Origin of the sequence: Streptomyces sp. NPDC048514 (genome assembly GCF_043199955.1) — a bacterium.
GTDB lineage: Bacteria > Actinomycetota > Actinomycetes > Streptomycetales > Streptomycetaceae > Streptomyces.
This window is the reverse complement of sequence record NZ_JBICWT010000003.1, coordinates 582828-609506: the sequence shown is the minus strand read 5'-3', so window position 1 is coordinate 609506 and position 26679 is coordinate 582828. Positions and strand designations below refer to the sequence as shown.

The 26679-nt window shown below is 72.8% G+C and carries 24 protein-coding genes; 11 read left to right on the top strand and 13 right to left on the bottom strand.

Features of this window, described 5'->3' with window-relative positions; all coding sequences use genetic code 11:
- Positions 1-243: 243 nt before the first annotated feature.
- Positions 244-2343, top strand: coding sequence for a DUF1996 domain-containing protein (locus ACGFT2_RS08585; protein WP_393274842.1), 2100 nt, complete (start codon positions 244-246; stop codon positions 2341-2343).
- Between the two features lie 442 nt (positions 2344-2785).
- Here the strand turns inward: ACGFT2_RS08585 and ACGFT2_RS08580 are convergent, their stop codons facing one another.
- Both ACGFT2_RS08580 and ACGFT2_RS08575 read right to left on the bottom strand, forming a co-directional pair.
- Entirely contained in the window at positions 2786-3475 is a 690-nt protein-coding gene (locus ACGFT2_RS08580; protein ID WP_393274840.1) for a lipoprotein, read from the bottom strand.
- A gap of 170 nt (positions 3476-3645) precedes the next feature.
- On the bottom strand, positions 3646-4287 hold the full coding sequence (locus ACGFT2_RS08575) for a class I SAM-dependent methyltransferase (protein WP_393274838.1): 642 nt from the start codon (positions 4285-4287) through the stop codon (positions 3646-3648).
- Positions 4288-4558: 271 nt separating this feature from the next.
- Here ACGFT2_RS08575 and ACGFT2_RS08570 point away from each other — a divergent pair, with 271 nt between their 5' ends.
- On the top strand, positions 4559-5017 hold the full coding sequence (locus ACGFT2_RS08570) for a flavodoxin family protein (RefSeq protein ID WP_393274836.1): 459 nt from the start codon (positions 4559-4561) through the stop codon (positions 5015-5017).
- Between the two features lie 163 nt (positions 5018-5180).
- On the top strand, positions 5181-7025 hold the full coding sequence (htpG, locus tag ACGFT2_RS08565) for a molecular chaperone HtpG (protein WP_393274834.1): 1845 nt from the start codon (positions 5181-5183) through the stop codon (positions 7023-7025).
- Between the two features lie 118 nt (positions 7026-7143).
- Here the strand turns inward: htpG and ACGFT2_RS08560 are convergent, their stop codons facing one another.
- Complete coding sequence (locus ACGFT2_RS08560) at positions 7144-7800, bottom strand: GNAT family N-acetyltransferase (RefSeq protein ID WP_393274832.1); 657 nt, start codon at positions 7798-7800, stop codon at positions 7144-7146.
- A 102-nt stretch (positions 7801-7902) separates the two neighbouring features.
- Positions 7903-8046, bottom strand: coding sequence for a hypothetical protein (locus ACGFT2_RS08555; protein ID WP_393274831.1), 144 nt, complete (start codon positions 8044-8046; stop codon positions 7903-7905).
- 1045 nt (positions 8047-9091) lie between these two features.
- Here ACGFT2_RS08555 and ACGFT2_RS08550 point away from each other — a divergent pair.
- The 4 genes from ACGFT2_RS08550 (at position 9092) to ACGFT2_RS08535 (ending at position 12104) form a co-directional block, all read left to right on the top strand.
- Complete coding sequence (locus tag ACGFT2_RS08550) at positions 9092-9967, top strand: helix-turn-helix domain-containing protein (protein WP_393274829.1); 876 nt, start codon at positions 9092-9094, stop codon at positions 9965-9967.
- Positions 9968-10036: 69 nt separating this feature from the next.
- Positions 10037-10852, top strand: coding sequence for an SAM-dependent methyltransferase (locus ACGFT2_RS08545; protein ID WP_393274828.1), 816 nt, complete (start codon positions 10037-10039; stop codon positions 10850-10852).
- Between the two features lie 96 nt (positions 10853-10948).
- The gene (locus ACGFT2_RS08540; protein ID WP_393274826.1) at positions 10949-11425 is read left to right on the top strand and encodes an SRPBCC domain-containing protein; all 477 of its coding nucleotides are present in this window, start codon (positions 10949-10951) and stop codon (positions 11423-11425) included.
- 178 nt (positions 11426-11603) lie between these two features.
- On the top strand, positions 11604-12104 hold the full coding sequence (locus tag ACGFT2_RS08535) for a hypothetical protein (protein ID WP_393274824.1): 501 nt from the start codon (positions 11604-11606) through the stop codon (positions 12102-12104).
- Positions 12105-12356: 252 nt separating this feature from the next.
- Here the strand turns inward: ACGFT2_RS08535 and ACGFT2_RS08530 are convergent, their stop codons facing one another.
- A complete protein-coding gene (locus ACGFT2_RS08530; protein WP_393274822.1) occupies positions 12357-13535 on the bottom strand; it encodes a PP2C family protein-serine/threonine phosphatase in 1179 nt (392 codons plus the stop codon).
- 286 nt (positions 13536-13821) lie between these two features.
- On the opposite strand from ACGFT2_RS08530, the gene ACGFT2_RS08525 reads away from it, so the two are divergent.
- The 4 genes from ACGFT2_RS08525 (at position 13822) to ACGFT2_RS08510 (ending at position 17170) form a co-directional block, all read left to right on the top strand.
- Positions 13822-15372, top strand: a complete 1551-nt coding sequence (locus ACGFT2_RS08525) for an APC family permease (RefSeq protein WP_393274820.1) — start codon at positions 13822-13824, stop codon at positions 15370-15372.
- Positions 15373-15480: 108 nt separating this feature from the next.
- A complete protein-coding gene (locus ACGFT2_RS08520; RefSeq protein WP_393274819.1) occupies positions 15481-16167 on the top strand; it encodes a hypothetical protein in 687 nt (228 codons plus the stop codon).
- On the top strand, positions 16164-16442 hold the full coding sequence (locus ACGFT2_RS08515) for a hypothetical protein (RefSeq protein WP_393274818.1): 279 nt from the start codon (positions 16164-16166) through the stop codon (positions 16440-16442). The genes ACGFT2_RS08520 and ACGFT2_RS08515 overlap by 4 nt, the downstream gene beginning before the upstream one ends.
- A complete protein-coding gene (locus ACGFT2_RS08510; RefSeq protein WP_393274816.1) occupies positions 16439-17170 on the top strand; it encodes a metallophosphoesterase in 732 nt (243 codons plus the stop codon). The genes ACGFT2_RS08515 and ACGFT2_RS08510 overlap by 4 nt, the downstream gene beginning before the upstream one ends.
- A gap of 56 nt (positions 17171-17226) precedes the next feature.
- Here ACGFT2_RS08510 and ACGFT2_RS08505 read toward each other — a convergent pair whose 3' ends face one another.
- The 8 genes from ACGFT2_RS08505 to ACGFT2_RS08470 all read right to left on the bottom strand — a co-directional run bounded on the left by ACGFT2_RS08505 (position 17227) and on the right by ACGFT2_RS08470 (position 26240).
- Positions 17227-18474: an MFS transporter gene (locus ACGFT2_RS08505; protein ID WP_393274956.1), complete on the bottom strand. Its 1248-nt coding sequence runs from the start codon at positions 18472-18474 to the stop codon at positions 17227-17229.
- Positions 18475-19360: 886 nt separating this feature from the next.
- Entirely contained in the window at positions 19361-20350 is a 990-nt protein-coding gene (locus ACGFT2_RS08500) for an aldo/keto reductase (protein WP_393274814.1), read from the bottom strand.
- Positions 20351-20529: 179 nt separating this feature from the next.
- On the bottom strand, positions 20530-21756 hold the full coding sequence (locus tag ACGFT2_RS08495) for a cytochrome P450 (protein ID WP_393274812.1): 1227 nt from the start codon (positions 21754-21756) through the stop codon (positions 20530-20532).
- 103 nt (positions 21757-21859) lie between these two features.
- The gene (locus ACGFT2_RS08490; protein WP_393274810.1) at positions 21860-23071 is read right to left on the bottom strand and encodes a cytochrome P450; all 1212 of its coding nucleotides are present in this window, start codon (positions 23069-23071) and stop codon (positions 21860-21862) included.
- The gene (locus ACGFT2_RS08485) at positions 23068-23694 is read right to left on the bottom strand and encodes an ATP/GTP-binding protein (protein WP_393274808.1); all 627 of its coding nucleotides are present in this window, start codon (positions 23692-23694) and stop codon (positions 23068-23070) included. Before ACGFT2_RS08485 ends, ACGFT2_RS08490 begins: the two co-directional genes overlap by 4 nt.
- Complete coding sequence (locus ACGFT2_RS08480; protein WP_393274806.1) at positions 23675-24052, bottom strand: DUF742 domain-containing protein; 378 nt, start codon at positions 24050-24052, stop codon at positions 23675-23677. The genes ACGFT2_RS08485 and ACGFT2_RS08480 overlap by 20 nt, the downstream gene beginning before the upstream one ends.
- Positions 24049-24456, bottom strand: coding sequence for a roadblock/LC7 domain-containing protein (locus ACGFT2_RS08475; RefSeq protein WP_393274804.1), 408 nt, complete (start codon positions 24454-24456; stop codon positions 24049-24051). Before ACGFT2_RS08475 ends, ACGFT2_RS08480 begins: the two co-directional genes overlap by 4 nt.
- Complete coding sequence (locus tag ACGFT2_RS08470; RefSeq protein WP_393274802.1) at positions 24453-26240, bottom strand: ATP-binding protein; 1788 nt, start codon at positions 26238-26240, stop codon at positions 24453-24455. The genes ACGFT2_RS08475 and ACGFT2_RS08470 overlap by 4 nt, the downstream gene beginning before the upstream one ends.
- Between the last annotated feature and the right edge of the window lie 439 nt (positions 26241-26679).

The window sequence follows — 26679 nt, the reverse complement described above, 5'->3', positions numbered from 1 at the left end:
TAAATGTCCGATACGTATTTGTGATGTTCGCAGCGTTGTTCGGCGGGGAAAGGATGGCGCTCACGATTCCCTGTGAGAACCCGATGAATTGACGATCCGGTTGAACGCCGTGACACCGTCCTCCGTATGAGGCGGGGGACTCCATGTCCGACCGGCGATGACACACAGGGGACGACCTTGGTACGCAACAGGCGCAGACGCCCGACCGGCGCACGACGCGCGACCTACGCAGCAGTCGCCTTGATGCTGGGCGGAGGTGGCCTGGTCGCGGCGAACGTCTACGCCTCGGCCACCGAGAGCTGGGGCGACGGTTCCGGCACGAGCGCCCACGGACGGGTCCTGTCCGCGGGCATGGCGACGATCGACTGTCCCGACGTCGGCAGCCGGCTGACGGCGGTCCCGGACGGGGCCCGGCCGGACGTCGACCGTGAACTCGCCGCGCTCGACGGGCAGACGACGACGGCGTACCAGCAGCTCCAGGCCTCGATGCGGGCCGGCGGCCGGTCCGGTGACTCCGTCGACGACGCGATCATGAACCCGCTGAAGGAGAAGCGGGCCGAGACGATCGACCGGATCGCCGACGCCATCGACCGGACGGGGGAGCGCCCCGGGGGCCTCGAGGACCTCGCCGGGTGCAACCTGCGTCCCGGTGAAGGGGGCGGCGGCGACGCGGGTGACGGCGGCGGTGAGGGCGCCGGCCAGGCCACGGCTGCCCCGGGCGACGGGGCCCAGCAGGGCGGTGCGGGCCAGGCACCGGGCGGTGCCGGCCAGGGCGGCAACGGACCCGTCGTATCGGACTACGCGGACATCACCTCCGTACAGCCCGGCGTGCCGAACCCACCCCGGCAGTCCGGCGCCTCGCGCGGCACCTTCGCCTCCGACTGCGGCGTCAACGCCAACGGCTTGTTCAACTCGGACAACGTCATCGTCGCCCCCGGAGTCTCCAACGGCGCCCACCACTTCCACGACTACGTCGGCAACCAGGGCAACAGCGCCTTCGCGAGCGACGACGACCTGGCGAACGCCGGCACGAGCTGTGTGGACCAGGGCGACAGGTCCACGTACTACTGGCCGGTGCTGCGCCTGCAGAACGGCAAGCAGGAGCGGGACGCGGGCTCTCCCGGAGGCGGTACGGAGGGCAACGCGGGCCAGATCGTCACGCCCGCGCAGGTGACGCTGACGTTCGAGGGCAACCCGCGCGCGAAGGTCATCGCCATGCCCCGGCTGCTGCGCATCATCACCGGCGACGCCAAGGCCTTCGTCAACGGCCCCGGCAACGCCAACGCGTCCTGGAGCTGCACCGGGTTCGAGGACCGCCAGCTGAAGGACAAGTACCCGTTGTGCCCGCAGGGCAGCGACGTCGTACGCACCTTCCGGTTCCAGAGCTGCTGGGACGGCCGCAACATCGACAGCGCCAACCACCGCACCCACGTGGCGTTCACCGCCCCGGACGGCTCCTGCCCGGCGGGCTTCAGCCCGGTTCCGCAGCTCGTGCAGCGCATCGTCTACGACGTCAAGGCGCCGAGCCTGCAGGACGGTGGCCGTACGGTCCCGCTGTTCGCGGTGGACTCCTTCCCCGAACAGCTGCACAAGCCCGTGACCGACCACGGCGACTTCATCAACGTCTTCGACGAGGGCCTGATGCGGAAGATGGTCGACTGCATCAACTCCGGCCGCACGTGCGGACCGGACGGCAAGGGCGACGACGGCGGCGGCGACGGTGACGGCGGAAACGGCGGCGACGACGGTAGCGCCGGTGGCGGTGACGACAACGGCGGTGGGAACACCGGAAACGGCGACGGGAACGGTAGCGCCGGCGACGGCAACGGAGGCAACGGCAACGGCAGTGGCGACGAGGCGACCGCGGCGCCGACGCAGAGTTCCGCACCGGGGACGGGTGCCGAGCCCCCGGCCGGTTCCGGCGACGGTGCGACGGGGGCCCCGGGCGACGGTGCCGCGGCCGGTACCGGAGCGAACGCCACCTCCGCCCCCGCGCCGTCGCTCTCCAGTCGGGGCGACGCGCCCAGGACCGACACTACGACGGAGCCGGTCCGTACGACCAAGCGCGACGGCGGCGGGAAGGCCGCGCCGGGCGAGTCCGCCGGGACGGCTTCCACGCCGGACAGTTCGGCGGCACCGGCCCGGTCGGCGCCCGCCGCCTCCGCACCGGCCTCCACCGCTCCCGCCGGATACGTCCCGCCCGCCTCCGCACAGACTCAGCCCCAGGCGACACGGGGCGGGCTGGCGGAGACGGGTGCCCACCTCTGGCCCGCGGCCATCGGCACGCTGCTCGCGCTGTCGGGCCTGCTGATGCTCCTCCGGGCCAGGCGCCTGCGCTACTGACCGACCCGACCGGGACCGACCTGGCCCGCCTCGACCGACTCACCGAGACCGACTCACCGAGACCGACCCGGCGGGCCACGACCGACTCACCGCGATCCATCCGCCGTGGCCGGTCCCTCGCGAGGGGCTGGGGCGGCTCGGTCGGTCCGACCATCCGTACCCGGCTCCCGCGCGGCGGCCCGCCTCTCACGAGGTGGGCCGCCGCGCATCTCCGGCTTCGCCCCGCAAGGCCGTACCCCGCGGCTTCCCCCTGCAAGGCCGTACCTCGCCGCGCCTGGGCCGGCCGCCGGTACAAGCCCAGGCCCGCCCGGCCCGGCCCTCCCCGAGCGACGCGGATCTTCGACCGGCCCGGCTTCCACGCGATCGCGGTCGCCGAAGCCGGCCCCCTCATCCGCCCGGGCCGCGCCCGGACCATGTGCCGACCGGGCGAGGGCGGCGCACCTCAGGCGAGCTTGAGCGTGCGCTTGGCGAGGTCGTAGGCGGGCCGCATCGCCTCGTGCTCCTCGGTGTCCATGCCGCCGAGGTGGAGGACGACCGGGCCGTCGGGAGTGCTGACCGCGAAGGCGCTCTCCTTCTTGGTCTCCTCCAGGAGCTTGCTCGTGTAGAGGTACTCGACCTCCACCCCGGAGACACCGCCGCCCGTCTTGAAGGAGCGGTACTTCGCCTTACTGGTGTTGTCCTCGGCGGCGACGAACTGCCGCAATACGCCACCGGCGTCGGCGTCGCCCGTCCTGCCGGTCCACACGCGCAGGAAGCCGATGTTGCCGGCCGGCTTGGCATCGATCTCACAGGCGGCCGTGACCGGCCCCTGGCGCAGGAGCGCCTCGGCGACCGCTCCGCTCAGGTCGTCGTCGGAACCCGGCGACGACTTCGACAGTTCCGCGTCACCGTCGACGGCCTTGGCCTTCCAGTCCTTGGCGACGGTGAAGCTGACGGGCAGCTCGCAGGCGGAACCGGCCGCGCCGATCGTGCCGCCGCTCGCGGCCCCCGCGGCGCCGTCCTTCGTGGCCGGCGAAGCGCTCGCGCCCTTCTTCCCGTCATCGTCCGCGGATTCCGCACAGCCGCCCAGCACGGCCGCAAGTGCCAACGCCGCGATCACCCGGCCACCGACAGCCCCCACCCTGACCTGCACTGTTGTCTCCCCTCCGGTTCGAGGCGGCCACTGTAGCCGAGCGCATCGACACCGCCGAACGCGATTACCCCCCTTACGACTCGACCTACTGCACCTACGGCACCCACTGCACTGACCGCACTGACCGCACTGACCGCACCGACTGCGGCCCTCATCCGGCGGCTCTCACCTCATCCCGCGTCGCGCCGGCAGTGCAGGAACAGATGAGGCTCCGGTACGGCCTCGGGGTGGGCCGGTGTGAACACGGCCTGCTCCTCGGCCAGTACGGACAGGCCCGCCTCCGTCACCAGCTCCGTGAAGGCCTCGGCGCCGAAACTGGTCACCCGCACCGGCTGTCCCATGAACAGCCCCTCCGCGCCCTCCACGTCGAGGGGCACGGTGGCCAGCACGACCGGACCGCCCGGCCGTACCGCTCGCCCGAGCTTCGCCACGACGGCCGACTGCTCGGCGCGGGACATCTGCAGCAGCGAGAAATAGACGCACGCCGCGTCGAACGAGGCGTCCTCCAGGGCAAGCCCACGGATGTCGGCGAGCCGGAAGACGGCCTCGGGCACCTGCCTGCCGGCCAGGTCCACCATGACCGGGGAGACATCGACGCCCAGCACCCGGTGCCCTGCCTCGGTGAGGGTCTGCGCGGTCGGCCGTCCCGTGCCGCTGCCCACGTCCAGCACCCTGCTGCCCGGCGCCAGCCGTTCCAGCAGCCATCGCAGTGACGCCCGGTGCGGCTCGGACGCGGCGAACGCCTTCTCGTAGTCGGGACCCAGCGCGTCGAACACCTCGGCGGCCGGCGCCCGGCGATCGTCCTCGTGCACTCTGTCTCCTCCGTGTCGTTCGGCGCACCCTGCCGGGCATCGTCCTACCCCGGGCGGACACCCACGACGCCCACGGCACCCACCATGGCCACGCCGCGTACGGCACCGGCCACGGCGACGACGCGCACGACGGCCACGACGCCCACGACCGGAGCTACGCTCACGACGTCCTCGGGTGGTCGCCGCCCGCGCCGCCCGCGCCAACCGCGCCGCCCGCGCCAACCGCGCCGTCGTTTGCGGCAGACGCCCGCCGCACGGCAGGGTGCGGCACGTGCCTACTCTGCTGATCGTCCATCACACCCCCTCGCCGCACTGCCAGGCCCTGTTCGAGGCCGTCGTGTCCGGCGCCACGGCACCGGAGATCGAGGGCGTCCGTGTCGTACGGCGGGCGGCGCTGTCCGCCACCGCCTCCGACGTCCTGGAAGCCGACGGTTATCTGCTCGGCACCCCCGCGAACCTCGGTTACATGTCCGGTGCGCTGAAGCATTTCCTCGACCAGATCTACTACCCCTGTCTGGACGAGACGCGGGGCCGCCCGTTCGGCTACTACGTCCACGGCGGCAACGACGTCACCGGAGCCGTCCGGGCCATCGAGGCCATCACCACCGGGCTCGGCTGGCGCCGCGCGGCCGAGCCGGTGACCGTCACCGGTGATCCCGGCAAACCCGGCACCGAGGCGTGCTGGGAGCTGGGCGCCACGGTCGCGGCGGGGCTCATGACCGACGGCTGAGAGCCACGGCCCCGGTGCCCCCTTAGATGCGATGTTTCGCGGCATATGCCCGGAAGGCGGCCCCGCGGTGACCGCCCACACCGGGAGCGCTTGTGCGCGCAGTTGCCGATGTGCCAGATTTCGACGACATGCGCTCACACACGGTCTGACCAGAAGGGAAGCAATGAGCACCGAGACGCTGGAGTTCCAGGCCGAGGCACGGCAACTCCTGCAGCTGATGGTCCACTCGATCTACTCGAACAAGGACATCTTCCTGCGTGAGCTGATCTCTAACGCCTCCGACGCCCTCGACAAGCGGCGCCTCGTCGGACTGACGGACGACGGCCTCAAGGCCGACGACCTGCACATCGGCATCGAGGTCGACACGGAGGCCCGCACGCTGACCGTGCGGGACAACGGCATCGGCATGTCCCGCGACGACGTGGTGGGCCTCATCGGCACCATCGCCAGGTCCGGTACGGCCGAGACGCTGCGCAGGCTGCGGGAGAGCAAGGAATCGGCCGAACTGATCGGTCAGTTCGGCGTCGGCTTCTACTCCGTCTTCATGGTCGCCGACCGGGTCGCCCTGCTCACGCGCAAGGCCGGCGAGGAGACCGGCGTGCGCTGGGAGTCGGACGGCGACGGCACCTACACGATCGAGACCGTCGACGACCTGCCCGAGGGCACGTCGGTCACCCTCCACCTGCGCCCCGCGGACGAGGAGGACGCACTCCACGACTACGCGGAGGAATGGAAGATCCGGGAGATCGTCAAGCGGTACTCGGACTTCATCTCGTTCCCCATCCGGATGGGGGACGACACCCTCAACTCGATGAAGGCGCTGTGGGCCCGGCCCCGGTCCGACGTCAAGGACGAGGAGTACCGGGAGTTCTACCGGCACATCAGCCATGACTGGTCGGAGCCGCTCGAGATCATCCAGATGAGGGCGGAGGGCACCTTCGAGTACGAGGCGCTGCTCTTCCTCCCGGCACGTGCCCCGCACGACCTCTTCCAGCGGGACGCCCGCCACGGCATCCAGCTCTACGTCAAGCGCGTGTTCATCATGGACGACAGCCGCGAACTCCTGCCGCCCCACCTGCGTTTCGTCAAGGGCGTCGTGGACGCGGCCGACCTGTCGCTGAACATCTCCCGCGAGATCCTCCAGCAGGACCGGCACATCCAGCTGATCCGCCGCCGCCTGGCGAAGAAGGTCCTGTCCACCATCAAGGACCTGATGCGGAACGACGCCGAGAAGTACCGCACGTTCTGGCGCGAGTTCGGCTCCGCGGTCAAGGAGGGCCTGCTCGACGGCAACGAGGACCACAAGGCGATCCTCGACGTCGCGTCCTTCGCCTCCAGCGCCGGCGACGAGCCCACCACCCTGGCCGACTACGTCGCCCGGATGAAGGACGGCCAGGACAAGATCTACTTCATGACCGGCGAGAGCCGTGCCCAGGTCGAGAACTCCCCCCACATGGAGGCGTTCCGGGCCAAGGAGTACGAGGTGCTGCTGCTCACCGACCCGGTGGACGAGATCTGGGTCGAGGCGGTGCGGGAGTACGACGGCCACGAGTTCCGGTCCGTGGCGCGCGGTGCGGTCGACCTGCCCGCCGACGCGGAACTGTCGGAGGAGGAGTCCGGGTCGTACGCGCCGCTGCTGGCCTGGCTCGACGAGACGCTCGAGGACGTGAAGGCCGTACGGCTGACGACCCGGCTGACCAGCTCCCCGGCCTGCCTGGTCAGCGACGCCGACGGGCTCACGCCGGCGCTGGAGAGGATGTACCGGGCGATGGGCCAGGAGGTCCCGCCGGTCAAGCGCATCCTGGAGCTGAACCCGGAGCACCCGCTGGTCAGCGGCCTCAGGGCGGCGCACGAGCGGAGTGCCACGGTCCCGGATGCCGCGCCCCCGGGCCTGACCGAGACGGCCGAGCTGCTGTACGGCACCGCCCTGCTCGCGGAGGGCGGCGACCTGGCCGACCCGGCCCGCTTCGCCAAGCTGCTCGCCGACCGGCTCGCCCGGACCGTGTGACCGAAGCCCGGCCAAGACGTCCGCTGAGCCGGCCGGACGCAGCGGCCGGCGCACGACGAGCGTCCCGTCCGCGCGGGCCCGCAGGCCCGCGGGGAGGCACGCTCGCCGCCGTGCGGGATCAGCGGCAGCGAGAGACCGCCGTGGTGTCGTGCCGGTGCCAGACCGCGTCGACCACCCTGCCGTCGGGCAGGGTGTGCCGGCGCGGTCCCGCGTCCGGGACGAAACCCGCACGCGCCAGGGCCCGGCGGCTCGCGGCGTTCCCGGGCTCGGCGGCCGCCCGGACCGTTGCCAGCCCGACGTGGGTGTGAGCGAGCGTGAGCCCGGCACGGAACAGCTCCGCACCCAGCCCCTGGCCCCGGCAGGCGGGCGCCAGCCAGCCGCCCATCTCGCCTGACCCCGGCTCCAGTTCGAGTGCTCCGGCGTAGCTGACGTCGGACCTGCGCACGCAGACCAGGATCATCGGGTCGCCGGCCCCGGGCACGAACGGCTCGGCCAGCTGCCGCGGGACCCGGCGGCCGTCGTCACCGGCGGGCCGCCGGCGCAACAAGGCCCTCCGGACCCCCGGATCGGGCAGCACCCGGTCGGCCTGGGTGCCCAGCCAGCGTTGCGCCTCGGCGTCCGCGCAGGCGGCGAGTGCCGCCGCCACGTCGAGCCGGGTGCGCGGTGTGAACAGCAGCAGCCGTTGCGTGGCGAGGACGTGCCGGTCCGACGCGCACCGCCCGGGCGCGGGCAGGCCGGGCGCGGCGCGGCGCCGGCGGATGAGCGACCAGACCATGCAGCCCTCGCAGCCCCGACGGAACGGCTCGCGCGGCGGACCCGTGGCCCGTGGGAGGAGGCGGCCGCCGACGGATGCGGACGGCCCGCACCAGCGGTGAATCTAGCGGGTGACGGGCCCGGCGTCGTGCCCCTGGGGGGCGTGGGGGGCGATTCGGGCGGCCTGCTCCTGCGAACCGGGCTTGGGCCGGGTGCGGGTCCAGGACGGATCGGCGGCCGGGGTGGGGCTGAAGACGGTGCGGTGCATGGGAATCCTTCGGACGTGGTGGGGGATGGTCCGTGGGACGGCGGTGCCGAGGACGGTCGCTGAGCGGCTCGGCCCGGACGACCCGGGTGGGGCGGCCGGTGGTCGGAGGCGTCCGGCCCGGCCTGTGGCGCGGTGGCCGGCCCGGAGGGGCCCGTGAGCGCACCGGACGGGGGCGGCCGGGGACCGCGGCCTGGAGTGCGGAGCCGCCGTCCAGGCCTCGGCCTCAGGGGCGGAGGGCGCCGGCGGGAGCGGGCAGCGGGGTCCCGGAGGCGAGCCGGTCGGGGCCGTGGGGCCCGGGGAGTCGACCGAGGCGCTCGCCTCCGGGTGGTCTGCGCACGCCGGCCGTGACCGGCCACGGGTACGACCGCCCGGCGGGGTCCGCCGCCGGGCGGCCCCGGACCGAGGCGCCCATGGCCCGGGGGGAGTGGTCCGAGGCGCCCACGGCCCGGGGGGAGTGGTCCGTGGCGCCCGTGGTCCGGTGGGGACGGGGACCGGTGTGCGCGGCCTCGTGGGGACGGGGCCTGGTGTGCGTGATCCCGTGGGGACGGGGTGCGGTGGGCGCGGTCCGGTGGTGGCGGGCCGTGGCGCCGGGGAGCCGGGGGGCTGCGGTGTCCGGGCGCCGGGGTGGGCGGGACACCGCGGGCAGGCGGACGAGGGCTTCTCCCGAGGGTGATCGGTGTGCTCTTCGGCCCTCGGCCGGTGGGTGGAGCGGTCGGGGGAGAGGGGGCGGAGCCATCGCCGTGCGCCTTTCGTCCGGCCTCGTGCGTGGGGGGTGTCGATCGGCCGGCCGCTCGCCGGGCAGACGGCGGACCGCCCCCACGAGGCTCTGGTGCGGACCGGTCTGCCCAACCCGGTCGCGCCGTCCGCTCCTTGGACCGGCCGGAGCGGTGCCCCCACTGTGGCACCTGCCAACAACACCCCGCAACCTGCAAGTTGAAATTTGCAAGTAATCAGGTGCATGCTGCTTCCGCCGGAACGTGATCGAATGGCCGACGGCAAGGGACCGTTCGTGAGGCCGGTCCGAGAATCGCTGAGGGGGTGGGGCGTGACCGCGGAGACCGACTGGGGCGGCGCCCCCGCCGTCCTGCGCATGATCCTCGGCCGGCAGCTGGAGGAACTGCGGACCCGGGCAGGTCTGGGGTACGCCGAGGCGGGCGCCGCCATCGGCGTGAGCCACTCCACGATCCGCCGCATGGAGGCCGCCAAGGTCGCCCGGCTGCGCCTCACGGACGCCGAGAAACTGCTCCAGGTCTACGGCGTCACCGACCAGCAGGAGATCGACACCTTCCTGCAGTCCGTACGCGAGGCCAACAAGCGCGGCTGGTGGCACACCTACCGCGATGTCATGCCCGACTGGTTCGCCGCCTACCTCAGTCTGGAACAGGCGGCGTCACAGATCCGCGTGTACGACAACCAGTTCGTGCACGGCCTGCTGCAGACCGAGGAGTACGCGCGCGCCCTGCTCGCCGCGGCCAATCCGCACGCCTCAGCCGAGGCCACCGAACGCCGGGTCGCGCTGCGCATGCGCCGCCAGAAGCTGCTGGCCAGGAAGACGCCGCCGCGGCTGTGGGTGGTGATGGACGAGACCGTGCTGCGATGGCCGGTCGGCGGCCCCCAGGTGATGCGTGCGCAGATCGACCGGCTCATCGAGATCAACCGGCTGCCCCAGGTGACCGTGCAGCTCATGCCGTTCGCCAACGGCCCGCACCCCGCGATGCGGGCCGGTGCCTTCCACCTCTTCCGGTTCCGGGCCCCCGAACTGCCCGACATCGTCTACCTCAACGGCCTGGTCGGAGCCGTCTACCTCGACAAGACCGAGGACGTCGTGGTGTACCGCGAGGCCCTCGACCGGGTGGGCGCCCAGGCCGCGCCCGCCCGCAGGACGGAGACCCTGCTCGGCGAGATCCGCAAGGAGTGGTGAGCGACCCCCCCCCCCGACACCGACACCTCGTTGCGCAAGTCCACCTCGACGTGAATGGGAGACACGGCGTTGCCCGACAACGGATGGCCGGCCGACCGTATCGACACCGAGAACGCACACTCCGCCCGCATCTACGACTACATCCTGGGCGGCAAGGACTACTACCCCGCCGACCAGGAGGCGGGTGACGCCATGGCCCGGGAGTGGCCCGCCCTCCCGGTCCACATGCGGGCCAACCGCGACTTCATGAACCGCGCCGTGCGCTGGCTCGCCGAGGAGGCGGGCGTACGCCAGTTCCTGGACGTCGGCACCGGCATCCCGACCTCGCCGAACCTGCACGAGATCGCCCAGGCCGTGGCGCCCGGCTCCCGGGTCGTCTACGTCGACAACGACCCGATCGTGCTCACCCTCTCGCAGGGCCTGCTCGCCAGCGCCCCCGAAGGCCGCACCTCCTACATCGAGGCGGACTTCCGTGATCCGGCCGCCATCCTGGACGCACCCGAGCTGCGCGAGACCCTGGATCTGAGCCGGCCGGTCGCGCTCACGGTCATCGCCATCGTCCACTTCATGCTCGACGAGGACGACGCGGTCGGCGTCGTGCGCCGGCTGCTGGAGCCGCTGCCCTCGGGCAGCTATCTGGCCATGTCCATCGGCACCGCCGAGTTCGCCCCCGAGGAGGTCGGGCGGGTCGCCCGCGAGTACGCGGCCCGCAACATGCCGATGCGGCTGCGCACCATCGACGAGGCCCACGAGTTCTTCGAGGGCCTGGAACTGGCCGGACCGGGAATCGTCCAGGTGCACAAGTGGCACCCCGACGGCACCGGCGAGAAGGGCATCCGCGACGCGGACATCGCCATGTACGGCGCTGTCGCCCGCAAGCCCTGACAGACCCGGGGCCGGGGTCCGCACCCACCTCCCGGACCCCGGCCCCGCCCCTGCCGTACGACGCACCGGGCGGGCCCGGCCGATACCGTGAGCCCCGTGTACACCACCCGTGCGGTCCGGCACGTACAGGCGTCCCCGCAGGCCGTCTACCGGCTGCTGACCGACCCCGAAGCGGTCGCGGCCTGGCGTGCGCCGGCCGGCATGACCGCCCGCGTGCACACGTTCGACGCCCGCGAGGGCGGCACGTTCCGGGTCTCCCTCACCTACGACGACCCGGGCGGGGCCGGCAAGTCGGGCGGACGCGACGACACCTACCGGGGCCACTTCGCCCGGCTGGTGCCCGGCGAGCTGGTCGTCGAGGTGCTCGCCTTCGAGACCGGCGACGACGTCCTGCGCTCCACCATGACCCTGACGACGACGCTCACCGCGGCCGACGGCGGCACGGACGTGGAGATCCGGCACGACGGCGTCCCCGACGCGATCCCCCGGCGGGACAACGAACTGGGCACCCGCACGGCCCTGGACAACCTCGCCCGGCTGGCCGAGGGCCGGCGGCCGCCCGAACCGGAATGACCGGAAGGGAGAGGCAGCTCGTCCGGAATCCGGCGCAACCTTTTCCGAATTTCATGTGCCGCACATTCCCGGGGAAGAAAAAGAAGAGAAGCGGAACCGGTCCGCGGGAAATGGGGTCTTAAGGTCCGTCGAAGGCCGGGATCAGCCCGGTCGCGAAGAACCCGGGGGAATGAGACAGATGTCCGTCCGTCACCGCAAGACCCTTGTGACCGCCGCGGCCCTGACCGCCGGCCTCTCCCTGGCCGCCGTCACGCCCGCCCTCGCGGGGGCCTCCGCCGGCCACACCCCCCGCGCCGCCGCCGTGTCGTCCGCCCAGGGCGATCCGCGCAACGTCACCCAGCACGTGGCCGACTTCTACGGCGCCTACACCGACGCCGTCTGGGCCGCCGACGACTCCACCGCCGCGGCGAGCGCCAAGGCCCTGCGCGGCTTCTACCTCTCCGCCGCCGCCCGGAAGAAGGTCGCCGCATATGAGAACAAGGAGCACGCCGACGGCATCCTGTTCGCGCAGAACGTGCCCGTGAAGTGGACGGTGGCCTACACCGGCTCCGGCATGGGCCACGCCACCAGCCGGGTCACGCTCACCTGGGGCGACGGACCGGACGCACAGGTCAGCCGGATCGACGTACAGTCCGACCTGAAGACCCTGAAGATCACCGACCTGAAGCCGGCCGGCTGACCGGGGGCACCGGGCGTGGGCCCCGCCCCGCCCCATTCGGGGCGGGGCTCACACCTGCCGCGGCGTCGGTGACGGCGGCGCGGGGTGGTAGCGCCGGGGCCGGGGCGGCGAGCGGTCGGCCGTCAGCTGCCGCACCTGGTCGGGGTGGTCGGTGGCGGGCCACCTCGTGAACTTGACCTGGTGCAGGGAGAGCCGCACGTACGCGCGGCCGCTCGGGCCTCGGGGGAGACCGCGCGCCGCCTGCGGGGGGAGTCAGCCGGTCCGCTGCCCGGCCTGCGTGTCGGGGCCGTGCCGGAGAGTGCCGACGGTGGCGCCGCGGCCGTGGTGGCGGCGCCGGTCGACGGGCGTGCGGTGCAGCGCGATCAGCGCGGCGTCGTCGTCCAGCCGGCCGCCGGCGTGGGCCAGCAGGTCGCGTCGCAGGTGGTGCATGAGCGCCTCGGGGCTGTCCTCGGTCCAGCGCGCCACCCGGTCGGCGAGCGGGTAGAACCGGCCGCGGGCGTCCCGGGCCTCCACGACACCGTCCGTGTACAGCAGCAGCGTGTCGCCGGGCTCGAAGGAGAACACGTCCAGGGTGTGCTCGGCCCCCGCGTGCACGCCGAGCGGCGGTGACGGATGCAGGCTCGGCACCGTGACGACGTGGCCCGGGCTCAGCAACAGGGGCGGGGGATGACCGCAGCTCGTCATCCGGGTGACCGGGTCACGGTCCGGGATCTCCACCACCAGCGCGGTGGCGAAGCGCTCGCCCGCCTCCTCCGGTGGTTCCAGGTCCGCCGCGTAGCGGCTGACGCTCTGGTCCAGCGTGCCCGCCAGTTCCGCCAGGGGGATGTTCCGGTGGGCGCTCTCCCGGAAGGCGCTCAGCAGCAGAGCGGCCTCGCCGATGGCGGGCAGTCCCTTGCCGCGTACGTCCCCGATCAGGACGCGCACGGCGCCCTCGCCGCGGGTCGCCGCGTACAGGTCGCCGCCGATCTGCGCCTCGTCCTCGGCGGCCAGATAGAGGGAGGCGATGCGCAGCGGGCCGATGTGCTCGGGCAGCGGCCACATCAGGACGTGCTGCGCGGCCTCGGCGACCGTGCGGACCTGGGCCAGCTGGGCCTGCCGGCGCTTGCGCAGCGCGCTGTACAGGACGCAGAGGACCGAGAGCACGAAGAGGGTGATGATCTGCACGACGTGGTTCGTGGTGGCGATCCCGCCGTGGGTGGCGCCGATGAGGATCTGCGCGCCCGTCGCCAGCGCTCCGATGGCCGCCGTGGTCAGCGGGCCGGCGAAGGACGGTGTGATCGCGGGCGCGATCACCAGGGTCGGTCCGAGGTGTACGTCGGTCGGCGCCTGCACGTCCACCACCGTGATGACCGCGATGAGCGTGATCGGAAGCAGCAGCAGCGCGTGCGCCGACTGCCACGGCCGCTCGCCCGCGACCCTGGGGGATCTCATGAGTACCAGCGTGCTCCCGGCCCGGTCCGGCGGCCACTCGCCGCCCGTGGGAGCCACCGGACGCGACGCACGTCACACGGGAAGAAATGGAATCGGGCATTCCAGGCGCCTCTTCGGTTCCGGTGACCGCAAGCTCTCGTCACTTTGCCTTCAATTCAGCGCCCAAGTAACGTCGGTCCCCGTGCAATCAGTGGCTGCATTGCGTTCAACGCCTGTGAAATAAAGGCTCTCGATAGATGTCGTATGCATCCTTCAACCGAATTCGCAGCGTTTAGCGTCCTGTGTCATGACACAGACGGCGGTGCGGCCGCGGGCCGACGACACGGAACCCGGTGACGGAGTACGCGGCAAGGGCCTCGGCGGGAATTCCATCGGCCTGCTCGGCAGTGCCGTCATCGGCGTCTCCACCGTGGCTCCGGTCTACTGCCTCACGTCCACGCTCGGCTCCACCGCGGGCGAGGCCGGCCTGCACATGCCCGCCGTCTTCCTCGCCGGATTCCTGCCGATGCTGCTGGTCGCCTTCGCCTACCGCGAGCTGAACAAGGCCGTCCCCGACTGCGGCACCTCCTTCACCTGGACCGTGAAGGCCTTCGGGCCGCACGTCGGCTGGATGTGCGGCTGGGGCCTGGTCATCGCCACCGTGATCGTGCTGTCCAACCTGGCCGGGGTCGCCACGTCCTACTTCTGGCTGCTGGCCGGCGAGATCACCGGCAACGGCACGGTCGCGGACCTCGACGGCAACAAGGCCGTCCACATCCTCACCTGTCTGGCGCTGATCGCGGCCGCCACCGCGATCAGCTACCGCGGCATGACGACGACGAAGGGCGTGCAGTACGCGCTGGTGGGACTCCAGCTCGTGGTGCTCGCCCTCTTCATCGCCCTGGCCCTGCACAAGGCGCACACCGGCAGCTTCGCCGGTCACGCCGACTTCTCCTGGTCCTGGCTGAACCCCTTCGCGGTGAAGTCCTTCGCCTCCTTCAGTGCCGGACTCTCCCTGTCGATCTTCATGTACTGGGGCTGGGACACCTGCCTGACCGCCAACGAGGAGACCGTCGGCAGCGAGAAGACGCCCGGCCGGGCCGCTCTGATCGCCATGGTCGTCCTGGTCGGCTCGTACCTGACCACCGCCGTCGCGGCCCAGACGGCCGTCGGCTCCGGCACGTCCGGGCTGGGCCTGGCCAACCCGGACACCTCCGACAACGTCTTCGCCGCCTTGGCCGGTCCCGTGATGGGCCACGCCCTCGGCATCCTGCTCTTCGTCGCCGTCCTCGCCTCGGCCGCCGCCAGCCTCCAGACCACCTTCATCCCGGTCGCCCGCACGGTCCTCGCCATGTCGGCGTACCGGGCCCTGCCCGCCTCCTACTCCCGCGTCCACGAGCGGTTCCGCACACCCGGCCGGGCCACGGTCACCGCGGGCGTCGCCACCGGAGTCTTCTACGCCGTGATGTCGCTGCTGAGCGAGCACGTCCTGGTCGACACCATCTACGCCCTCGGCCTGATGATCTGCTTCTACTACGCGCTGACCGCCTTCGCCTGCGCCTGGTACTTCCGCCGCGACCTCACCCGCTCCGCCCGCGACGCCCTCTTCAAGGGCCTCTTCCCGGTCCTCGGCGGCCTGCTGCTCACCGGCGTGTTCGGCAAGACGCTCCACGACATGTGGAACCCGGCCTACGGCAGCGGTTCCGCGGTCCTCGGGGTCGGCTCCGTCTTCGTGATCGGCATCGGGCTGCTGCTCGTCGGCGGGGTGATCATGCTGGTGATGCGGCGCCGCAGCCCTGAGTTCTTCCGTGGACAGGTCCTCACCGCCGGCACCCCGGCACTGATCGTGGAGGACTGACGCGCGGCGAACCCTTTCGTGGTGATCCGTGTCGCCGCGGACACTCCGGGTACCCGTAGCTCCCCCGGGGCCGAACCCGGGATGGAGGGTGCCGTGAATGGAGAGGCCATGACGCAGGACAGGGAGGACGCCACGCGTGCCCGGCGGCCGGAGACCGGCGGACTACACCTGGCCACGGACGGAGTCGGCCAGCAGGACGGCCCGGCGCCGGACCCGCCGGACCTGCCCCAGGACCGCAGCCAGGCGATCCTGGAGGCCACCAAGCAGATCGGCGCCCTCCTGAAGCGAGCGGGTCACCCCTTCGCCCTGGCCGGGAGCGTGGCCGTCTACGCGCACGGCGGCAGCCGCTACCTCCAGCACGACGCCGACTTCTGCATCCTGCAGGAGGACGCCGAGGCGGTGGCCGGCTCACTGCGCGAGGCGGGGCTCGCCGTCCGGACGCCGCCGGAGGACTGGCTGCTGAAGACCACCTGCCACGGGCAGAACATCGACATCATCTTCGCCCTCGCGCACCAGCCCGTCACCCAGGACATGCTCGACCGGGCGCAGTTCCTGCCGGTCGACTCCGTGATCATGCCGGTGCTGTCCCCGACCGACCTCATCCGCAGCCTGATCAGCGCCTTCTCGGAGCACTACTGCGACTTCGGGTCGGTGCTGCCGGTGGCCCGCGCGGTCCGCGAGAAGGTCGACTGGGACGCCGTGCGGGCGGCCTGCAGCGACCAGCCCATGCCGGCCGCCTTCCTCTTCCTCCTCGAACGGCTGAACGTGATCGACCCCCGGCAGGAGCAGCCATGACCGACGCAAGCCCGCCGACACCGTCGGTGGCGGGGAACCTGGACTACCGCGTCGCCCATCTCGCCGAGCGCCTGGCCTCGGGACACCTGGGCGAGCTCGGCGTACGGCTGGAACCGCACGGCGACGCCGTCCTGCTCACCGGGACCGTGCCGAGCACCCAGTGCCGGGACGACATCCTGCGCACGGTCCGCGAGGAACTGGTGGGCCACCCGGTCCACTGCGACCTCCTCGTCGCCGGGACCTCCTCGCCCGACCACGGGGAGGACCTGACATGATCCGCATCGCGGCGGTCGGGGACATCCACATGGGCCCTGAGAGCCAGGGAACGCTGCGCCCCTCCTTCGAGACGCTGCCGGACTGCGCCGACATTCTGCTGCTCGCCGGCGACCTCACCCGCCACGGCACACCGGAGGAGGCCGCGGTCGTCGCCCGCGAGATCAAGGACCTCGCGGTGCCGGTCGTCGCCGTCCTGGGCAACCACGACCACCACGACGAACGGCCCGAGGAGGTCACCGCGATCCTCCGGGACGCGGGCGCGCACGTCCTGGAAGGCCAGGCGGCCGTCGTCACCTGCGACGGGGCACGCATAGGGGTGGCCGGGACCAAGGGATTCGGCGGCGGGTTCGTCGGCCGCTGCGCCGGGGAGTTCGGCGAGCCGCTCATGAAGGAGTTCGTCCGCTACACCCGCCGGTGCGCCGACGGTCTGCACGCCGCCCTGAAGGAACTGGGCGAGCGGAACTGCGACGTGCGGATCGCGCTGACCCACTTCTCACCCGTGCCGGACACGCTGGCCGGGGAGCCGCCGGAGATCTATCCGTTCCTCGGCAGCTATCTCCTGGCGGAGGCCATCGACACCGGCGGAGCGGACCTCGCCGTGCACGGCCACGCCCACGCCGGCACCGAACACGGCATGACCAGCGGAGGCGTCCGCGTCCGCAACGTCGCCCAGCCGGTGATCGGCCAGGCGTTCCACGTGTACCACCTGCCCACCGGGGACGCGTGAGGGCGGCTGCGAGCCCGGGGCCGCCCACCCGGGGGCCGGGGTAGCGGCCCAGCGTGTCAGGCCGCCGTGCCCAGTGCCTCCCGGCCGGTGACGTCGCCGCCCCTCGCGGTCAGCCTCACCCGCACCGGGACACCGCGCCGGCGCACCAGCAGGCCCGCGCCGATCGAGCCGGCGATGAGCAGCCCGCCGGCGACCAGGGCGCCGCGCGCCCCGGCACACTCCATCAGCAGCCCCAGCAGCGGCGGCCCGCCCAGACCCCACACCGTGCCGATGCTGTTCCACACCCCGAGCACGCGGCCCCGCAGGTGAGCGGGCGGATCGGTCTGCAGCACGGACGTGCCCGCGGTGTCGGAGACGGACTCCACGACGGCCATGGGCAGCACCAGCACCAGCAGGACGGCCAGCGACGGCGACAGTCCGGCCACGACCTGGAGCAGCGCGCCGGCCGCCGCGAGCAGACCCACGGTCCGTACCGACGGCCTGCGCAGCCGGGCGCCGAGTACCGCGCCGAGGATGCCGCCGGCGGCCAGCACCGTGGAGACCGTGCCGAACGCCCCGGCACCGCCCGCGAGCGGGCCGGTGACCAGCACGGCGAGCGTGAGGCCGTAGTTGCGGCCGAAGACGGAACTGATCCCCGTGATGCCCGCGAGCGCGACCAGACGGGGGCGGCGCGCGAAGAACGCCAGCCCCTCCCGCACGGTCATCTCCGCACCCGACGCGCCGGCCCCCGCCTCCGCCACCCGCTCCCGGCCGGTAGCGGGAGCGGGCCGCAGGAACGGCACGACCGAGGCGACGAACAGGAACGACAGCCCGTTGGCGGCGTACGCGGCCGACGTGCCGAGGAAGCCGACGGCCACGCCGGCCAGGGCCGTGCCGGCCAGCCGGCCCGCGCTGTGCACGAGCGAGCCGACGCCGATCGCCGACGGCACGTCCTCGACGGGCACGAGATCGTTGCCGAGCAGCGCGCACGCCGGTCCGTCGACGGTGGCGACGACCCCGGTCACGGCGGCCAGCACCAGCAGCGCCGTCATGTCGATCCGGTCCAGCGCCACGAGCAGCGCGGTGGTGAACGCCACCGCACCGAGCAGGGCCTGGCTGACGGCGACGGTCGGCTTCCGGGGCCAGCGGTCCACGGCCGCGCCACCCAGCAGGCTCACGAACAGCGCGGGCGCCGCCTGTACGGACATCGACAGACCGGTCGCCGCGGCCGAGCCCGTGATGTGCAGCACCAGCAGGTTCTGCACCGTGAGCTGCATCCAGGTGCCGGCGTTCGACACGAAGTTCGCGGCCGACCACCAGCGCATCCCGCGGTGGCGCAGGGACCGCCACGGCGAACGGGAGGCGGTGGCGGTACGGGACACGGGCGCGGACAGGTCGGGAGCGGCAGCAGGCACAGGGGGGTACTCGGCAGACGAGGCGGAGACGGACCGGCGGAATCCCTCGGGCCGGCTGCGTCGCATGGCCGGGCCGCTCGGTCAGGGCGTCGACCATGGTGGCAGACGGGGTCGGTGAGCCGCCGCCGTCACCCCCGGCGCCACGCCCGCCCGAACGCTCAATCGACCCTGGGGCCAGGTCACTTGGACCCCCGCGTGGGCTTCCTCACAGGAGCCCGTCTGCCGGGCGCCGGACCTGGCCACCCGGAGAGCCACGGCACCCCGGACGGCCCCGCCGAAGCAGACGGGTGATGCGCGACGAATCACACGGGACGGACCCGGGCGCCGGCCCGCCGCTCACGCTTTGGAGCGATCGACGGCCGCCGCGTGTACACCGGTGGCGAACCGGGCACCGCGCGCAGCGCCCTGCGGCTGCGGCAGCCGCCGGCTTCCTGCCGCTGATCACCGTGGCGACGGCCGCGTGCGCCGTCGGGGCGGCGCGCTGGGGCCCCGGCGAAGCCCGGGCACCGCACCGCCGGCCACCCTCGCGGCGGCCTGCGGCATCCTCGCGCTGGGTGCCGGGCCGGACCTTGTGGTGATGTCGGCACGCAGAAGGCGGCGGCCGGGCGTACGACGGTACGCCCGGCTCCCGCCTTCAGGGCGTAAGACGGTGACCCGCGGCCGCTGCACCGTCGCTCGCCGCCGTCCCCCACGGAGCGCCCGACCTCCCCGCCCGCCACCGGCGCCGGCCTCGTCCCCCGAAGGGCTTCGCCCGCCCCGGCGCTCGGTGCCCTCCTCGGTGCGCCGGGCGGGGCGGCTAGCGATCGACCGCCCGCATGCCCGCCTCGTCGTACCGCTCACCCGACGCCTTGGGCAGCTCGGCGTCGATCCGGGCCAGGTCCTCACCGGTCAGCTCGATGCCGACCGAGCCGGCGTTCTGCTCCAGGTAGGTGCGGCGCTTGGTGCCCGGGATCGGCACCAGGTCCTCGCCCTGCGCCAGCACCCAGGCGATGGCCAGCTGGGCCGGGGTCACGTCCTTCTCGGCGGCGATCTCCTTGACCTTCGCCGCCAGCCGCAGGTTCGCCTCCAGGTTGGTGTCCGTGAAGCGCGGGTTGCTGCGGCGGAAGTCGTTGTCGTCCAGCTCCTCGGGGGAGCTGAAGCGGCCCGCCAGGAAGCCGCGGCCGAGCGGCGAGTACGGCACGAAGCCGATGCCGAGCTCCCGGCAGGCGGGCAGCACCTCGGCCTCCACGTCCCGCGTCCACAGCGAGTACTCGCTCTGCACGGCGGTGATGGGGTGGACGGCGTTCGCGCGCCGGATGGTCTCAGCGCCGGCCTCGCTCAGCCCGATGTGACGCACCTTGCCCTCGGCCACCAGCTCGCCCAGCGCGCCCACCGTCTCCTCGATGGGCACGTCCGGATCCACCCGGTGCTGGTAGTACAGGTCGATGTGGTCGGTGCCGAGCCGCTCCAGCGAGCCGTGGACCGAGCTGCGCACGTGCGCGGCCGAACCGTCCTGCCGGCCGACCGTGCTCATGTCGCCGGGTACGGCGTCGTCCATCCGGTAGTTGAACTTCGTGGCGATCACATACTCGTCGCGATGCCCGCGTATCGCCTCACCGACGAGCGACTCGTTGGTGAGCGGGCCGTAGACCTGCGCGGTGTCGAGGAAGTCGATCCCCAGCTCCAGGGCCCGCCGGATGGTGGCGATGCCCTCCTCCTGGTCGGCGGAGCCGTAGAAGGCGGACATCCCCATGCATCCGAGGCCGATGGCCGATACCTGGAGGTCCCGCAGACTGCGCTTCTGCATGGGGGGTCCTTTCATGCATGCTCGTTCGTCGTTCTCCGGGGCGCGGGGGCCTTCTTCCATCTAGCGACGGAATCCGGCACCCGGCATCCCGTGGGGGACGCCGGGCGCGGTGGCCTGTGCGCTGTCCGCGACGCTACGAGTTGAAGCGCGCTCCAAGTCAAGGCGGGCTGTGCACCGGCCTACGGGTTCAGCCGCACCGGCAGTTCGAACAGGTCGTTCTGGGTGACCACCGGCTTGTTGCGCAGCTCGCTCGCGGGTACCGCCAGGTCCAGGGCGGGGAAGCGGGCGTACAGGGCGGGCAGCGCGACCCCCGCCTCCAGCCGGGACAGGGCGGCACCCGGGCACACGTGCGGGCCGTGACCGAAGGAGATGTGACGGCTCTTCGTCCCGCGGGTGATGTCGAACTCCCCGGCGCTCGGCCCGTGCGCGTTCTCGTCCCGGCCGATGGCGCCGTACGACACGATCAGCGCGTCCCCGGCCGGGATCACCTTGTCGCCGACCGGCACGTCCTCGGTCGCGAACCGGATCAGGACGTGTGAGGTGGGCGTGGAGAAGCGCAGGGTCTCCTCGACGACCGCCGACCAGTCCGCCGCGCCGGAGAGCACCAGCGCGCGCTGCTCGGGGTGGGCGGAGAGGTTGACGACGGCGTTGACGATCAGCGAGATCGTCGTCTCGTGGCCCGCGGCCACCATCAGCTGGAGCGTGGAGACGATCTCCGCGTCGGTGAGCCGGTCGCCGCCCTCCGAGGCGAGGATCAGCGCGCTGGTCAGGTCGTCCCCGGGCGTGGCCCGCTTGGCCGCCACCGTCTCGCCCATGATCTGCGCCAGCTCGGTGAGGGTCGCGATGACCTCCTCCGGCGGTGTCTGCGTGGAGAAGAACCTCTCGAACAGCACCTTCAGCCGGGGCAGCCGCGCCTCCTCGATGCCCATGAGGTCGGCGATGACGTACATGGGCAGGGGGTAGGCGAAAGTCGCCTTCAGGTCGACGCTCTCCGCATCGGTCGGCAGGGCGTCCAGCAGGTCCTGGGTGAGTTTCTCGATCCGCTCGCGCATCCGCTCCACCCGGCGCGGGGTGAGCGCCTGCGCGACCAGCGTGCGCAGCCTGCGGTGGTCGGCGCCGTCCACGGTGAGCATGGAGCGGCCCGGATTGGCCAGACCGATCAGCGGCCAGTCCGCGGGTATCTCGCCGCGCCGCCAGGCGCCCCACACCTCGATGTCCTTCACCAGGCGCGGGTCGGTGAGCAGCGCCCTGGCCTCCGCGTGGTGGGTGACGGCCCACACCGGGACACCGCCCGGCAGTTCGACGGCGGCGAGCGGGCCGGCCGCGCGCAGCGCCGCGCTCTCGCCGTCCAGGTCGGTGACGAAGGGGTCGAGGGCGATCCGGGATGCTTCGGTACCGGTCGTCATCGTGACGTGCCTCCCAGGGCAGGGGTCGGAGTACGGCGCGCGTCCGGGGGACGGCGCCCCCCGGGCCCCCGGCGCGACGCGGGCCGGCCGAGGCGACGCGGGATCAGAGGACGGGTACGGGCGTGAACCGCACGGGCAGCGCGGTGAGCCCCCGCAGCCAGGGCGAGGGCCGGCGGCCGAGCGACCCGGCGGGCACCGCCAGGTCGATGTCGGGCAGCCGGTCCAGGACGACCTCGATGCCGGTCCGCGCGATCACCTCGGCGATCTCCTGCGCGGGGAACGGGCAGCGGTGCTCGCCGTGACCGAAGGAGAAGTGCGCGTTGTTGCCGCCGGTCAACGCGGAGGCGTCGGTGCGCACCTGCGGATCGGAGTTGGCGCCCTGCAGCCCGAGCAGCAGCAGATCACCGGAGCGGACGCGGCGGCCGCCGAGGTGGGTGTCCCGGGCGGCCCAGCGGCCCGCCACGTTCTGCGTGGGCGTGTCCTCCCACAGCACCTCGTTCATCGCCTCGGCTACGCTGTGGCGCCCGCCGAACAGCGAGGCGGCGAACCGGTCGTCGGTGAGCATCAGCCTGAGTGAATTGCCGATCCAGTCGGCGGTCGGCTGGTGCCCGGCCGCCAGCATCACCATCAGGTCCTGGGTGATCTCCTCGTCGCTGAAGCCGCTGTCGTCGGCGAGCATCCGGGAGACCACGTCCTCGGCGGCCTCCTCCCGCCGGTCGGCCAGCAACTGCACCATGGACGAGGCCAGATGGGCCTGTCCGGCCAGCGCCCGCTCCCGGCCGTCGATCATGTCGTTGAGGGCGGTGACCAGCCCCGGGCCGTCCTCGTCCGCGAAGCCGTAGAGCCGGGCCAGGACCCGCACCGGCAGCAGCATCGCGTACTGCGCGATCAGGTCGGCTTCGCCCGCCGTGCACAACGCGTCGATCAACTCGTCCGCGAACCGCTCCGCGTGCCGCCGGAGTTCGAAGGGGTCCACCGCTTCCAGCGCGTCGCCGACCATCGCGGCGCGCTGCCGGTGCCGTTCACCGACCGTGTAGAGGATCGACGGCTGCCTGCGGCCGATCATGGGCAGCAGCGGCCAGTCGGCGGGGACGTTCTCCCACTGGTTCCACAGCCCGGAGTCCCGGCTGAAGAGCACGGGATCCCCGGTGACCTGGTGCAGTTCACGGTAGCCGAGCACCAGCCAGGCCGGCACGTCACCGTCGAGCAGCACCGGTACCACGGCGCCGTGGTCGCGTCGCATCTCCCGGTACAGACGGGCGGGTTCGGTCTGGAACCGTGCGCCGCTGAGCGGGACGGCGTCGGAGGTGGTCACACGAACTCCTGTCGGGGCAGGCCCGCCCGCGCGGACGGGTCGGCGTACCGGTCCTGCACGTGCTGGACCAGTGAGATCAGGACCTGCTTGGCGGAGGTGCGGGAGCGGGCGTCGCAGTCGAGCAGCGGCACGTGCGGGTCCAGGTCGAGGGCCTCACGGACGTCCGCGCCGGCGTGGACCGGTCCGCCGAAGTCGTTGCAGGCCACGATGAACGGCGTGCCGTGGTGCTCCAGACGGTCGATGGCGTACCAGGAGTCGTCGATCCGGCGGGTGTCCACCAGGACGACGGCGCCGAGCGTGCCGGAGAACAGCCGGTCCCACAGGAACCAGAACCGCTCCTGGCCCGGCGCGCCGAACAGGTACAGCACGTTGTGCGCGTCCAGGGTGATCCGGCCGAAGTCGAAGGCGACCGTGGTGGCGGTCTTGCCGCGCACCTGGCCGGTGTCGTCGACCTTCTCGCCGGCCCGGGTCATCGTCTCCTCCGTGTTGAGGGGACGGATCTCGCTGACGGAACGGACCAGGGTGGTCTTGCCGACGCCGAAGCCGCCCACGACCACGATCTTGAGACCGTTGTCGGCGGAGGCACCCAACGGGGTGCGGGCGTCAGAGGTTGCGGAGTCCAACGAGCACCTGCTCCAGGATGTCGGGGTCGGTTACGGCCGGCCTGCGCGGATGGCGGGCACTGACGCGGCCCGTCGCGAGCAGGTCGCACAGCAGCACCTTGGCGATGCTCACGGGCAGCCCCAGCTCGGCGGCGATCTCCACCACCGAGGTGGGGAACCGGGCCGTCTCGAGGATGGCCACGTGCTCCGACTGCATGCCGGCCACCGGCTCGGACTCGGCGACCACCAGGGTGACCAGGTCGAAGGGGTTGTCCGGGTCGGTCCTGCTGCGTCCCTGGGTGATGGTGTAGAGACGGTCGGGGGCATCGTCCCTGCCCGGACGGCCTACGCCGGTAGGGTTCGGCCCGGGACGGCTCATGAGGCGCGCGGCGGAGCGGTCAGGTGCTCCCCGAGCTGCTCCACCAGCTCGCTCATGTTGTGCCCCACGACACCGGCGTCGGCGTCCTCGGCGGTGACGACGGCCAGGTGGGCGCCCGCGCCCGCCTCCACGATGAACAGCACGCCGCCGTAGAACTCCGTCATCGCCGAGCGCACGCCGCCGCTGCCGTCGCCGAACTCCGCGGACGCCCCGTGCGACAGCGACTGGATGCCGGCCGCGATCGCCGCCAGCTGGTCGGCCTGGTCCACGCTCAGCTCCGGGGTACGGCACAGCTTCAGGCCGTCGCGCGAGAGCACGAGGGCGTGCCGGGTGCCCGGGGTCCTCTCCAGCAGGCCCTCCAGGAGCCAGGTGAGCTTGTCGTCGGCGGTGGTCGGGCCGGTCATGAGGTGGTGTCGCCTTCCGGGTGCGCGTGCGGATCGGAGGAGGAAGCGGGGGAGCGCTCGCCGGTGTCGGCGGCACCCTGCGGAACGCCGGCGCCACGGCCGCGCGGTGGCGTGCCCTGGGGGGCGTCGGCGGTGTGGCTGTGGGGTGGTGTCGGCTGCGGGGTGCCGGTGCCGTGGCTCTGCGGTGCGCCGGCCGGGGCAGCGCTGGTGCTGGTGCTGTGGCTCTGGGGTGGTGTCGGCTGCGGGGTGTCCGTGGCCGAGTCCCGCTCGGTGCCGGCCGGGGCGGAAGCGGTCGGCCGGGTGTGGGGGCGGACGGCCTCGCGGAAGCTGCTGAAGCGGGCCGTTCGGGCCTTGACCCCATCGGCGCCCGAGGCCGGGGGCGTGCCGCCGGCGCGAGGCGCACGGGAGTGCCGTTCGGCATCGGCGAGAGTGCGGCCCCGGCGCCGCTTGGGCAGCCCGGCCGGCCCCGGTTCCGGCGCGGCGGACTCGGTGACCCGCGGTCCCGCGACGGCGTGCGGAGCAGCGGCCGGTGCCGGTTCCTCCGCGCCGGCGCCTGTGTCGGCGACAGCGCCGGCGCCCGCGCGCGGATGCGGCACCAGCCCCGGAACCAGGTCCGGGCCCGGGGCCTCGGCAACCGGCTCGGCGGGCGTGGCGCTGGTGAGGATGTCCTGCGGGATGAGCATCAGCACGCCGGTGCCGCCCCGCGCCGACGGCCGGAACGACACCGTCAGGTTGTGCTTGCGGGCCAGCCGGCCGACCACGGCGAGGCCGAGCCGGGTGCCGGTCAGGCCGCCCAGCCCCGTGACGTCCCCGGCGACCGCGCGTTCCGCGCGGCGCAGCTGCACCTCACCCATGACCAGGCCGCTGTCCTCCACGGAGACGATGAGCCCGGCCGGCACCTCCTCCACGTACACGTGGACCTCTGCGGTCGGCGGCGAGAAGTTCGCGGCGTTGTCCAGGAGTTCGGCGAGCGCGTGCATCACGCCCTCGGCGGCGTGCCCGGAGACGGCCGCCTCGCTGACCGAGTGCACCCGCACCCGGCGGTAGCCGGCGATCCGGCCCATCGCGCCGCGCAGGATCGATTCCATGGCGATCGGCCGGGCCCACCTGCGTCCCGAACGCGCCCCGGTGAGCACGGCGATGGAGTCGGCGAGCCGGCCGGCCTGGGCGGTGCGGTGGTCGAGATGGAGGAGATCGGCGAGGACGTCCTCGTCGCCGTGCCGGTCCTCCATCGTGCGCAGGTCGGCGAGCGTGGCCGTGGCCAGGGCCTGCATCCGCGCCGCGGCGTTGGAGGTCGCGGAGACCGCCGCGTCCCGCTCCCGCCGGGCCCGCGCCAGCTCACCCGCCAGACGCGCGTTCTCCCGGCCCAGCCGGTCCGCCTCGCGCGCGTTCTCCTCCGCCAGCCGGTCGCGTTCGGTGGTGAACGACTCCGTGAGCTCGGCGCGCTGCTCGGCCAGCTGGTCGATGAGCCGCTGCTGCTCCTGGCGCGTGTCCTCGGCCGTACGGACTTGCTGATGCAGCAGCCGTCCGATCTCCTGGCCGGCGCTCTCCAGCCGGCTCCGGGTGCCGCGTGCGGATCGCAGTGCGTGTACGGCGGTGGCGACCGCCGCGCTGAGGGCGATCGCCGCCGGGACACCGGCCCGAACGAGCGCGGTGCGCGCGGAGTCCGGTGCCAGGAGCACGGCGGCGCAGACCGCGAGCGCGGACAGGACTGCGGTCACGGCGAACGCGGAGACGAACGTACGCGGGGAGGGTCGGTCTCCGGGGTGGGTGGGCGCGGTCATCGGTCCGGTCTGGTCCTCGCGGCAAAGACGGGCGGGGGGCAGTCTGCTGAAAGAGCGTCGGATGGTGAGACGTGACGCTCGATCGTGAACTGGCGGTCACTATACGAGAGTTCTTGATCGAAAAAGAACGGATCCGCGGCCGTTCCATGAACTGGACGGTCAAATAAGCGCGTTGGTCGCAAACGGGGCGAGTGGGACGGGCGGGACCGAGTGTCCTCCCGGCCGCGCCCGGAAGCCGGTCCTGGAAGACGGCCGGAAGGGGGAGAAGGTTGCCTCTCGGTGCCCGATCTCCGCTGTATGTCGGCTGTGGGCATTCCCACCCGTAATGGATCTTGACGCCCGCTTCCCGGCTCGCTGAACTGTCTCCCGCCGGGCTCGCCGCCGCGGCGGGGATCGCGGTCAGGGGTGCCGACCGGCAGGCCGGTGGGAGGGGCGACGG